8 protein-coding genes are annotated in these 12199 nt (G+C 72.0%); 2 read left to right on the top strand and 6 right to left on the bottom strand.

What is annotated here, in order from left to right:
* Positions 1 to 66: 66 nt before the first annotated feature.
* The 5 genes from rfbB to AMK33_RS07285 all read right to left on the bottom strand — a co-directional run bounded on the left by rfbB (position 67) and on the right by AMK33_RS07285 (position 8571).
* Complete coding sequence (gene rfbB / locus AMK33_RS07305; protein ID WP_073931904.1) at positions 67 to 1056, bottom strand: dTDP-glucose 4,6-dehydratase; 990 nt, start codon at positions 1054 to 1056, stop codon at positions 67 to 69.
* Positions 1053 to 2120 (bottom strand): glucose-1-phosphate thymidylyltransferase, encoded by a 1068-nt coding sequence (locus AMK33_RS07300; protein WP_073931903.1) that lies wholly within the window; start codon positions 2118 to 2120, stop codon positions 1053 to 1055. The genes rfbB and AMK33_RS07300 overlap by 4 nt, the downstream gene beginning before the upstream one ends.
* A gap of 215 nt (positions 2121 to 2335) precedes the next feature.
* Positions 2336 to 6334, bottom strand: a complete 3999-nt coding sequence (locus tag AMK33_RS07295; RefSeq protein WP_073931902.1) for an Rne/Rng family ribonuclease — start codon at positions 6332 to 6334, stop codon at positions 2336 to 2338.
* 261 nt (positions 6335 to 6595) lie between these two features.
* On the bottom strand, positions 6596 to 7372 hold the full coding sequence (locus tag AMK33_RS07290) for a TIGR03936 family radical SAM-associated protein (protein WP_073931901.1): 777 nt from the start codon (positions 7370 to 7372) through the stop codon (positions 6596 to 6598).
* Between the two features lie 167 nt (positions 7373 to 7539).
* A complete protein-coding gene (locus tag AMK33_RS07285; RefSeq protein ID WP_073931900.1) occupies positions 7540 to 8571 on the bottom strand; it encodes a hypothetical protein in 1032 nt (343 codons plus the stop codon).
* A gap of 272 nt (positions 8572 to 8843) precedes the next feature.
* Between AMK33_RS07285 and AMK33_RS07280 the strand changes: the two genes are divergently transcribed.
* Both AMK33_RS07280 and AMK33_RS07275 read left to right on the top strand, forming a co-directional pair.
* A complete protein-coding gene (locus tag AMK33_RS07280) occupies positions 8844 to 9677 on the top strand; it encodes a DUF2637 domain-containing protein (protein ID WP_073931899.1) in 834 nt (277 codons plus the stop codon).
* Positions 9644 to 10045: a septum formation family protein gene (locus AMK33_RS07275; protein ID WP_079194771.1), complete on the top strand. Its 402-nt coding sequence runs from the start codon at positions 9644 to 9646 to the stop codon at positions 10043 to 10045. The genes AMK33_RS07280 and AMK33_RS07275 overlap by 34 nt, the downstream gene beginning before the upstream one ends.
* Positions 10046 to 10234: 189 nt before the next feature.
* Here the strand turns inward: AMK33_RS07275 and AMK33_RS07270 are convergent, their stop codons facing one another.
* Entirely contained in the window at positions 10235 to 12199 is a 1965-nt protein-coding gene (locus AMK33_RS07270) for a TIGR03960 family B12-binding radical SAM protein (RefSeq protein ID WP_073931897.1), read from the bottom strand.

The raw sequence follows: 12199 nt of genomic DNA, 5'->3' as shown, positions 1-12199 counted from the left end.
GGGGCGCGCGGGAAATGCCTGAACGGGCCCGGGACGTTCCCGGGCCCGCGCGAGACGGGTGACGCGTCAGCTCAGCGCCGCGCGCTCCTTCAGCGGCTCCCACCAGGTGCGGTTGTCGCGGTACCACTGGACGGTTTCGGCGAGGCCCTGCTCGAAGCTCTTGCGGGGCTCGTAGCCCAGTTCCTCGCGGATCTTCGTGCAGTCGACGGAGTAGCGGCGGTCGTGGCCCTTGCGGTCCTGGACGTACTCGACGCTGGTCTCCCAGTCGGCGCCGCACGCCTTCAGGAGCAGCCCGGTGAGCTCCTTGTTGGAGAGCTCGGTGCCGCCGCCGATGTTGTAGATCTCGCCCGCGCGGCCCTTGGTGCGGACCAGCTCGATGCCCTGGACGTGGTCGTCGATGTGCAGCCAGTCGCGGACGTTGCCGCCGTCGCCGTACAGCGGGACCTTCTTGCCGTCGAGGAGGTTGGTGACGAAGAGGGGGATGACCTTCTCGGGGAAGTGGTGGTGCCCGTAGTTGTTGGAGCAGCGGGTGACGCGGACGTCCAGGCCGTGGGTGCGGTGGTAGGACAGCGCGATCAGGTCGCTGGACGCCTTCGCCGAGGAGTAGGGCGAGTTGGGCTCCAGCGGGTGGGTCTCGGGCCAGGAGCCCTCGTCGATCGAGCCGTAGACCTCGTCGGTGGAGATGTGCACGAAGGTCTTGACGCCGGCCCGGTGCGCGGCGTCGACGAGCGTGTGGGTGCCGACCACGTTCGTACGGACGAACTCCGCGCCGCCGTCGATGGACCGGTCGACGTGGGACTCGGCGGCGAAGTGCACCACCTGGTCGTGCTCGGCCATCAGCTTGCCGACCAGCTCCGGGTCGCAGATGTCGCCCTGCACGAAGGCGAACCCGGGGTGCTCGCGCACCTCGTCGAGGTTGGCCGGGTTGCCCGCGTACGTCAGCTTGTCCAGGACGGTGACCGCGACGTCACCGGGGCCCTGGGGGCCGAGCAGCGTACGGACGTAGTGCGAGCCGATGAAGCCGGCACCGCCGGTCACCAGGATCCTGGTAGTCATGAGGAGATCTGCACCTTGCTGTGATCACCGAGCACGAGCCGGTGGGCCTTGGGGTTACGGGGAGCGGGCGTGACCTCGACGTCGCGCCCGATGAGGGAGGCCTCCACCCGGCGCACGCCGGTCACGGACGCACCCCGCAGGACGATGGAGTACTCGATTTCGCTGTCCTCGATCCGGCAGCCCTCGGACACCGAGGTGAAGGGGCCGATGTACGCGTCGTTGACCACCGTACCGGCGCCGATGACCGCGGGCCCGACGATCCGGCTGCCGCTGACCCGGGCGCCTTCCTCGATGCGCACCCGGCCGATGATCTCACTGGCCTCGTCCACCGTGCCCGCGTGGTGGGGCTCCAGGGTCTCCAGGACGGACCGGTTGACCTCCAGCATGTCGGTGACGTTGCCGGTGTCCTTCCAGTAGCCGGAGATCGTGGTGGAGCGGACGTCCCGCTTCTGGTCGATCAGCCACTGGATGGCATGCGTGATCTCCAGTTCGCCGCGCCAGGACGGCTCGATGGAGCGGACGGCCTCGTGGATGGCCGGGGTGAACAGGTAGACGCCGACGAGGGCCAGATCGCTCTTCGGCTGCTTCGGCTTCTCCTCCAGGCCCACCACGCGGCCGTCGGCGCCGAGTTCGGCGACACCGAAGGAGGTGGGGTTGGGGACCTTGGTCAGCAGGATCTGCGCGTCGGGCCGTTCGGTGCGGAACTCCTCCACCAGGCCGGTGATGCCGCCGACGATGAAGTTGTCGCCGAGGTACATCACGAAGTCGTCGTCGCCGAGGAAGTCCTGGGCGATGAGCACGGCGTGCGCGAGTCCCAGGGGCGCTTCCTGCGGGATGTAGGTGACCTCGGTGCCGAACCGGGATCCGTCCCCCACCGCCTCACGGATCTCGTCCGCGGTGTCGCCGACGATGATCCCGACCTCGGTGATCCCGGCGTCGGCGATCGCCTCCAGGCCGTAGAAGAGCACGGGCTTGTTGGCGACCGGTACGAGTTGCTTGGCGGAGGTGTGGGTGATCGGACGGAGGCGGGTCCCCGCTCCCCCGGAAAGGACGAGAGCCTTCACGTGTGGCGCCCCAATACTATGGACCTTGATAGGGACGGAAAGTCCCTACTTGTCTGATTTCGCAGTCAATCTGTGGGCACATCATAACCACGCGACAGGAACAACGATTCACCGGCCATTCACGTATTCGAACCCCCGGTGGCCGCCTAATGGCAAAAATGATCCGCCCCCGGGTGGGATCGGGGGCGGATCACAATCACCGAACGATTCGGATATCAGTCCTCCGTCGACGCGGTCACCGACGACGACGGCTGCTGGGACGCCGCCGCGGTCTTCTTCGACGCCGCCTTCTTCGCGGTCGTCTTGGCGGTGGTCGTCTTGGTGGCGGCCGACTTGGTGGTCTTCGCCGCCGCCTTCTTGGCCGTCGTCTTCTTGGCGGCGGTCTTCTTGGCCGCCGTCTTCTTCGTGGCGGCCTTCTTCGCCGTGGCCTTCTTGGCCGCCTTGCGGGCGGTCTTCTTGGCCGGGGCGGCCTCGGCCTCGGCCTCCTCGACGGGCGCCGCCTCCGTCGCCGCCGACGGGACGACCACGACGGCCGTCTCCTCGGACGCGGTCGACGTGCTCGGCTTGCGCACCGCGCGGCGGCGCGGGCGGGCCGGGGCCCCGGTCTCGGCCGGCGCCTCGGCGGGTGCCTCGGACGGGGCCTCCTCGGGCTTCGGCCCGGGCGCCTCGGCGACCGGGGCCGCGGGCTCCGCGACCGTCACCACCGTGGCCTCCGCCCCCGCCGGGGAACCGGCCGGCGCGGACACCTTGCGGGTGGCCCGGCGACGCGTACGGCCCTTGGGCGCGGCCTCCTCCGCGGCCGGCTCGGCCGGCTCGGGGACCACCGCGTCCTCGACGGCCGCGGGCTCGGCCAGCGCCTCGGCGGCCGGCTCCGGCCGCACCGGACGCGCGGCCTCCTCGGCGGCCGTCACGTCCTGCGCCGTCGGGACCCCGGCCTCGGCCTTCTCGCTCTCCTCGGCCTTGTACCGGCCGGCCCGGTCCTTGGCGGTCTCCCGCTTCGGCGCGCCCGCCGGAGCGGACACCCGCCGGCTCGCCCGGCGGCGCGTACGCCCACGGGTGGCCGCGGCCTCCGCCTCGGCGGCGCTGCTGTACAGCTCCTCGTCCGGCACGAACTCGGGAGCGGGGAGCGCGACCGGCTCGGCGGCCTCGGCGGCGACCTCGGCCGCCGTCTCCGTCTCCGCCTCCTGCTCGGCCGTCTCCACGCCCGCGACCGCCTCGTGCTCGTGCGGCTGGTCCGCCGCACCGGCCCGCGCCCGCTTCCGGCGCTTGCCGCCAGCACCGGCGGCTGCGGGCTGGTCCAGGTGCACGATGACACCGCGCCCGTTGCAGTGGACGCAGGTCTCCGAGAACGACTCCAGCAGGCCCTGGCCGACCCGCTTGCGGGTCATCTGGACCAGGCCCAGCGAGGTCACCTCGGCGACCTGGTGCTTCGTACGGTCGCGGCCCAGGCACTCGAGGAGGCGCCGCAGCACCAGGTCCCGGTTGGACTCGAGGACCATGTCGATGAAGTCGATCACGATGATGCCGCCGAGGTCGCGCAGCCTGAGCTGGCGCACGATCTCCTCGGCCGCCTCCAGGTTGTTCCTGGTGACCGTCTCCTCCAGGTTGCCGCCCTGGCCGGTGAACTTGCCGGTGTTGACGTCGACGACGACCATCGCCTCGGTCCGGTCGATCACCAGCGAACCGCCGCTGGGCAGCCACACCTTGCGGTCCAGCGCCTTGGCGAGCTGCTCGTCGATCCGGTACGTGGCGAAGACGTCGACCTCGCTGGTCCACCTGGACAGCCGCCCGGCCAGGTCCGGCGCCACGTGCGACACGTACCCGTGGATGGTCTCCCAGGCGTCGTCACCGCTGACGACGACCTTGGAGAAGTCCTCGTTGAAGATGTCCCGCACGACCCGGACGGTCATGTCCGGCTCGCCGTACAGCAGCGTCGGCGCGCTGCCGCCGTTCTTGGACTTCTTCTTGATCTCCTCCCACTGCGCCTGGAGCCGCTCGACGTCCCGGCGCAGCTCGTCCTCGCTCGCGCCCTCGGCGGCGGTGCGCACGATGACGCCCGCGTCCTCGGGGACGATCTTCTTGAGGATGGTCTTCAGCCGGGCCCGCTCGGTGTCGGGCAGCTTGCGGCTGATGCCGGTCATCGAGCCCTCGGGGACGTACACGAGGTAGCGGCCCGGGAGGGAGACCTGGCTGGTGAGGCGGGCGCCCTTGTGTCCGATCGGGTCCTTGGTGACCTGCACCAGGACCGACTGGCCGGACTTCAGCGCGGACTCGATGCGGCGCGGGCCGCCCGACATGCCGAGCGCCTCGAAGTTGACCTCACCGGCGTACAGCACGGCGTTGCGGCCCTTGCCGATGTCGATGAAGGCGGCCTCCATCGACGGCAGCACGTTCTGCACCTTGCCGAGGTAGACGTTGCCGACGTACGAGGTCGCCTGCTCCTTGTTGACGTAGTGCTCGACGAGCACGTCGTCCTCCAGGACGCCGATCTGCGTGCGGTCGCCGTGCTGGCGCACCACCATCACGCGCTCGACGGCCTCGCGGCGGGCCAGGAACTCGGCCTCGGTGATGATCGGCACCCGGCGGCGGCCCTGCTCACGGCCCTCGCGACGGCGCTGCTTCTTCGCCTCCAGGCGCGTGGAGCCCTTGATGGACTGCACCTCGTCCGACGGCTCGGCCTTCGGACGCGGCTCGCGGACCTTGACGACGGTGCGCTCGGGGTCGTCGGCGGTCGCCTCGGCCTCGCCACCGCCGTCACCGGCGCGGCGACGACGGCGACGACGGCGCCGGCTGCTGCTGGACCCGGAGTCCTCGCGGTCCTCGGCCTGCTCGGCCGTCTCCTCGGCGTCCTCCTCGACCTGCTCGGCGGTGTCCTCGGCGTCCTGGACGGCCTGCTCGGCGGAGACGTCCGTCGGCTCGCCGCCCTCGATGTCGGCCTCGGCGGAGTCACCACGCCGACGACGACGGCCGCCGCGGCGACGGCGACGGCGCGAACCGGCGGCCTCGCTGTCGTCCTGGTCGTCGGCCTCGGCGTGGTCCTCGGCCTCCTCGGCCTCCTCGGCCTCCTCCGCCTCGTCCTCGGCGAGGGTCACGGGAGCGGCCTCGGGCTCCTCGCCCCGGCGCCGGCGACGGCGGCGGGCGGCGGGCTGCTCCTCGGCCGGCTCCTCGGTCCGCTCCGGCTCCACCGCCGGTTCGGCGACCTCGGCGGCCGCTTCGGCGGCGGCCCGCTCCGGGGTCTGGAAGCGGGGCTCGGTGAACACCGGCGGCTGGAACACGGCGACGGCCGGACGCGCGGGGCGCCGCGACGGGGTCTCCGCCTCGCCGGACCCGGCGGGCTCGGCGAAACCGGCGGCGGCCTTACGGACCACCCGGCGCCGGCGCCGCGGAGCGGTCGCCTCGTCGGTGACGGGCTCGGGGGCCTGCGCGGGCTCGGGGGCCTCGGTCACCGGGGCCTCCTCGGCGGCGGGCGCGTCGGCACGCCGCGTGGCGCGGCGCCGGGTCCGGCGCGGAGCGGCGTCCTCCGTCGCGGCTTCCCCGGCCTCGGGGGCCTCGGGTGCCTCGGTCGTGGCTTCAGCGGTCTCGGTGGACGCCTCCGGGGAGGTCACACTGCGCGTGGCGCGACGCCGGGAACGGCGCGGAGCGGCGTCCTCCGTCGCGGCTTCCCGGGCCTCGGGAGTGGTCTCCGGGGCCGCAGGGGCGGTCTCCGGGGCCACGGGGGCGGTCTCCGGGGTTTCGGCGGTCGCCGTCGGCGAGGTCACGCTGCGGGTCGCGCGGCGCCGGGTGCGGCGCGGGGCCGCTTCCTCGGCGGTGTCCGCGGCGACGGCGGGCTGCTCGGGGGCCGGGGCGGTCTCGGGCGCGGCGGGCGTCGCCGGTACGACGGTCTCGGCGGCCTCCGCCGACTCGGGTGCCCCGGTCGGCGCGGCCGCGCGGCGGACCACACGGCGACGCCGGGGCGCGGCGGCCGGTGCCTCGACGGGCTCGGCCTCCTTCTCCGCCTCGGCCTCGGTCTCGACGCCCTCCTGCTCCACGAGCTCATCGGGCTCGGGGGCCTCCGCGGCCGGTATGGCCGGCGCGACGGTCTCGGCCGTCGTGTCGGCCGCCCCGGCGGGCGGGCCCGCCGGGCGGGACGCGGCACGGCGCCGCCGCCTCGGCGGCAGGGTGTCGCTGGGGGTGTTCAGTTCGGAGCCCTCGGTGGGCTCGATCGGTTCGAGCATGCGGGCGTTTCTCCCGTCAGGCTCCCGGGCGCCGCACCTGGTCCGGCGATGCCGGTGACGTCCGCGGCTCGCGCGGTGCGCGATCGCCGCCGTCCGGGGCGCGGGCGCCGCACGGGAGCACTCTGTGTCCTGTCTCGCCGGTTCCGTACGCCGAATGCGTACGGCCTGGCGAAAGTCTTCTGGTCGGTGCGCTGCCCGACCCAGGTGGCTCCCGAGTTCGAGGGCGGCGCTTACGACGTCCGTCCCTTCGCGGGACCTTCCTTACGCCGGCGCCGTCGCGGCGGCAGTGGCGCCGGCCGGTTGCGGCTCGGTCGCTGCTGCCTCGCGGTCGGGCGCGAGCGGGTCGGTCACCGTGCCGGTCTCTTCATCGAGCAGCCCCTGCGCCAGCCTGGTCACCGCTGCGGGGACCGGCGGCGCCAGGTCGGCCACGGCGCGGAGACCGGACAGGACGTCGTCGGGTCGTACGGCAGGCGTCACGTGCCGAACAACCAGCCGCAGTATCGCACAGGGCCGGTCGGTCGGCCTATCAGCCTGTGACAAGTCGGTTTCCGTGGCCTCCAGGCCCACGACCGCCGAGCGGGCGTCGAAGGTACGGACGCCGTTCTTGGTCCGGCGCTGGACCTCGACGGTCCCGGCCGCGTTGAAGACGTCCACCGCGCGGCGGGCGTCCTCGGGGCCGACGCCGTCCAGCCGCAGCTCCCACACGGAAGCCGTCAGCCGGTCGGCGAGACCCGAGGTGCGGGCCTCGACCGCCTCGGTGATGTCGAGCCCCGCGGGCATCGACTCGTCGAGGAGGGCCCGGAGCCGCTCCGGGTCACGCGACTCGGTGAGCGCGATCTCCAGATACTCCGCCTCACTGCCCGTGCCGGTGGGTGCGGCATTGGCGTACGACACCTTCGGGTGCGGTGTGAACCCCGCCGAGTACGCCATCGGCACCTCGGCGCGGCGCAGCGCACGCTCGAAGGCGCGCTGGAAGTCACGGTGGCTGGTGAACCGGAGGCGGCCGCGCTTGGTGTAGCGCAGTCGGATGCGCTGCACCGCGGGTGCGGGCGGCGGGCCTTCGGGCTGTCGCTTGCCCAGGGGAACTACTCCTTGTGTACGGCGGTCGGACCGAGGCACACCCCCGCGTCGGCGGGGAGCCCGTTCCGGTTGACGCTTGCCCAGCGTCATACAGTCCGAATCACCCCCGCGTCGGCGGGGACACTTCACTCGGTCCTCTTTTCTAGAGTACGCGTTACCGGCGCCACAGGTTCCCGCCGGTGCGTGAGCTGCGGTTCCTTCGGTTCCGCGGCCGGTTCGCCGAGCAGCGTCCGGCGGAAGTCGGCGCGTGCCTGCCGTACCGACGCGCGGGCGGCGGCGAGGGCCTGCCGGGTGGCCCGGCCCACCGCGCGGGCGGCGTCCCCGACGGGCCGCAGCACCGTGTCGCGCACCACGTGCCCCACCGGTGTCAGCACACTCCGGTACACCCACCGCACCGGCTCCACGAACACCCACCGGAAGAGCCTCCCGAGGAACCGCCCCACGGCGAGCGAGATGTGCCCGGCGACCCGCCAGGCATGCCCGAGGGCGTCCCCGACCTCCCGCGCGACGACCGCGAGCACACGCCCGACGGGCACCAGCACCCACCGCCACACCGCGAGCGCGGGCAGCACCAGCAGGATCCGGGTGATCCAGTACAGGCCCGTGCCGACCCCGGTGACGACCGTCGCCCCCAGCCACACCAGACCCTTCCCGCCCCAGGCAATCGCCCGCCCCACCGGCGTGAGAACCCACCGGTACAGCCACAGCGCGGGCACGACGACGAGGTATCGCCCCAGCCACACCGCACCCGCCCACGCCCCGGCGCCGATCGGTGTCAGCACGCGCGCGTACAGCCATGTGGCCCCATGACCGAGGGGAGTCAGCACATGGCGGTAGAACGCGATGGCCGGAAGGACCAGCAGCACCTTCCCGAGCCACACCAGTCCCTTGCCGGACGGCACGAGGACGTACCGCCACAGCCCCACGAACGGCCACACGAACACCGCACGTCCCACCCACAGCAGTGCCCGCCCGAGAGGCCGCAGCAGCGTGTCGTTCAGGAACCGTCCGGCGACGACCAGCGCGTCCCACGCCATCCGCACCGGCACGACCACCACCAGCGCCACGATCCGCACGGGGATGCGGATCGCCACGACGAGACACCCCTCACCCGCGGGCGCGGCGGCCGGCGGACCGGCCGGCTTCTCGAGATCCATACCTACGGAGACGCAGGCGCGGCCCGCCCGGATCCCACCCTCATGATGTTGTTTACCTCATATGCTGAACGCCGATCGGACATAAGAATTCCGCGACTTATGTAAAGCGATTTTCCCTACGGCCGTTCACTCATTCGCCACGCATCCAAGCGAAACAGCCACCGTTAGTCGCTATATGACGAAGGCAAGCATGTCCGGGCTCATCAGGTCCGACGGGGGGAATTCGTGGAAATCCGACCTCGCCTGTCGTTGGATCGGCGAGGCCGGCTGACATGAATGACGAACGCTACGACCCTCTCGTCTACGCGGAGCCCATGGAATCGTCCGTACCGCACTGGGACCCGGCACCACACTGGGACCCAGCCGAGGAACTCGCCTATCTGCTCCAGGAAGCCCGCGGTGAGGAATCCTCCGGCGTCACCATGCCGGGGCCCCGTGAGGAGACCTCGGTCACCACTCCCCCGGCCGGCAGCCCCATGGGCAACCTGCAGGAGATCACGGCGGAACTGCCACCCCTGCGCGCGTCACCGCACGGCCACCGCAAACCCTCGCGCAGGCGCCCCGACGCGCTGCGCCTCGCCAGCTACGCCATCGCCGCCCTGGCAGCGGTCACCGTGTCGATGGTGAGCGTCTTCAGCGGCGTCGTCACCTACGAACCCCTGCTCCTCGTCACCACGGCCCACAGCAGCGGCAGTTCCTCGGCCTGGTGGCCCGTGCTGGTCTACGGCCCCTGGCTGGCGGGCTCGCTGTCCATCCTCCGCGCGGCACTGCACCAACGGCGCGCCCTGCACTCGTGGTTCGTCGTCCTCCTCTTCTCGTTCGTCGCCATCATGCTCTGCGTGGCCCAGGCCCCCCGGACGATCACCGACACGGCCGCCGCGGCGCTCCCGGGCGTGGCCGCCCTGGCCTGCTTCCAGCAGCTCGTCCGCCAGATCACCCTGACCCGGCCGCCCCGCCGGGCCACCCCCCGCCACCGGCTGCGGTCCACCACGGACCACCCCGCACCGCTCACCGATCCCGGCAAACAGGAACGTTTCCGGGCCCCTGCCCACTCCTACCGGCGTGACACGCCATCCACCCGGCACCCCGGACAGCACACCCCGTAAGCCCCCTGCTGTCGGCGGCCCGCGAGGCGGTCCGTTCCGTCGACTCGGTGAAGCCCGGTGGCTGCGTCGACTTCAGCACGGGCCAGCGGCTCGTGGACGCCGTCGTGGACGTGCCGTGCTCGGGCGCGCACGACGGCAGGATCTTCGCGCAGAGAACACTCGGCACGGGCCCCTACCCGGACGGCACGGCCGCCCGGGAGGAAGCCGCCGCCGCCTGCCGCGCCGCCTATGACACCGCCCCCGGGCGATGGGGCTCCGAGGCGGACCGGGCCGGAGACCACTGGTACATGTGGCCGAAGCAGGAGGAGTGGGAACAAGGCGGAGGACACGCCAGCTGCTTCGTCGTCACCACCAGGGGCGCCGCCTGAAGCAGGTGCCGGAAGTCCGTGACCGGGCGGCCCGGAGCAGGGCCGCCCGGTCACCCGGAAGCGGGGGCGGCCTCGTCACCCGGGCGAGGAGGGCGAGGTCGTGCCCCATCGGCCGCGCACGGCACGGCGGCCACCTCTCCCTCACCCGCCTCCAGGGCCTCGATCCCCCGATCGAGTGCCCCGCTCACGTCAGTGGGCGTGACCGCTCGGTGCCGGCGCGGAGTTCTTGACCGTGAGCGGCAGCAGCTTCTTCCCGGTCGGGCCGATCTGGATGGACGTGTCCATCTGCGGGCACACGCCGCAGTCGAAGCACGGGGTCCAGCGGCAGTCCTCGACCTCCGTCTCGTCGAGGGCGTCCTGCCAGTCCTCCCAGAGCCAGTCCTTGTCCAGGCCGGAGTCGAGGTGGTCCCAGGGGAGGACCTCCTCGTAGGTGCGCTCGCGGGTGGTGTACCAGTCGACGTCCACGCCGAACTGCGCGAGGGACTTGTCGGCGCAGTCCATCCAGCGGTCGTACGAGAAGTGCTCGCGCCAGCCGTCGAAGCGGCCGCCGTCCTCGTAGACCGCGCGGATGACCGCGCCGATGCGGCGGTCGCCGCGCGAGAGCAGGCCCTCGACGATGCCGGGCTTGCCGTCGTGGTAGCGGAAGCCGATCGAGCGGCCGTACTTCTTGTCGCCGCGGATCTTGTCGCGGAGCTTGGCGAGGCGCTCGTCCGTCTGCTCGGCGGAGAGCTGCGGGGCCCACTGGAAGGGGGTGTGCGGCTTGGGGACGAAGCCGCCGATGGAGACCGTGCAGCGGATGTCGTTGGAGCCGGAGACCTCCCGGCCCTTGGCGATCACGCGGGTGGCCATGTCGGCGATCTGGAGGACGTCGTCGTCGGTCTCGGTGGGCAGGCCGCACATGAAGTACAGCTTCACCTGGCGCCAGCCGTTGCCGTAGGCCGTGGCGACGGTCCGGATGAGGTCGTCCTCGGAGACCATCTTGTTGATGACCTTGCGGATGCGCTCCGAGCCGCCCTCGGGGGCGAAGGTGAGGCCGGAGCGGCGGCCGTTGCGGGTCAGCTCGTTCGCCAGGTCGATGTTGAAGGCATCGACACGGGTGGAGGGGAGGGACAGGCCGACCTTGTCCTCCTCGTAGCGGTCGGCGAGGCCCTTGGCGATGTCGCCGATCTCCGAGTGGTCCGCGGAGGAGAGGGACAGCAGGCCCACCTCCTCGAAGCCCGTCGCCTTCAGACCCTTGTCGACCATCTCGCCGATGCCGGTGATGGAGCGCTCCCGGACCGGGCGGGTGATCATGCCGGCCTGGCAGAAACGGCAGCCGCGGGTGCAGCCGCGGAAGATCTCCACGGACATGCGCTCGTGGACGGTCTCGGCGAGCGGGACGAGGGGCTGCTTGGGGTAGGGCCACTCGTCGAGGTCCATCACCGTGTGCTTGGAGACGCGCCACGGGACGCCCGACTTGTTCGGTACGACACGGGCGATACGGCCGTCGGGGAGGTACTCGACGTCGTAGAAGCCGGGGACGTACACCCCGCCGGTCCTCGCCAGGCGGAAGAGGAGTTCCTCGCGGCCGCCGGGGCGGCCCTCCTCCTTCCAGGCGCGGACGATCCGCGTGACCTCCAGGACGGCCTGCTCGCCGTCGCCGATGACCGCGCAGTCGATGAAGTCGGCGATCGGCTCGGGGTTGAAGGCGGCGTGGCCGCCGGCCATGACGATCGGGTCGTCGAGGCCGCGGTCCCTGGCCTCCAGGGGGATGCCGGCCAGGTCCAGGGCGGTGAGCATGTTGGTGTAGCCGAGCTCGGTGGAGAAGCTCAGGCCGAACACGTCGAAGGCCTTCACCGGGCGGTGGCTGTCGACCGTGAACTGCGGGACGCGGTGCTCCCGCATCAGCGCTTCCAGGTCCGGCCAGACGCTGTAGGTGCGCTCGGCGAGGACGCCGTCCTGTTCGTTGAGGACCTCGTAGAGGATCATGACGCCCTGGTTGGGCAGTCCGACCTCGTAGGCGTCGGGGTACATGAGCGCCCAGCGGACGTCGCAGCTCTCCCACGGCTTGACCGTGGAGTTGAGCTCTCCGCCGACGTACTGGATCGGCTTCTGCACATGCGGGAGCAGAGCTTCGAGCTGCGGGAACACAGACTCGGCGGCTTCGGCAGGCAT

The sequence above is a fragment of the Streptomyces sp. CB02400 genome (assembly GCF_001905725.1).
Classification (GTDB): Bacteria; Actinomycetota; Actinomycetes; order Streptomycetales; family Streptomycetaceae; genus Streptomyces; species Streptomyces atrovirens.
This window is presented reverse-complemented; position numbering and strand designations above follow the sequence as displayed.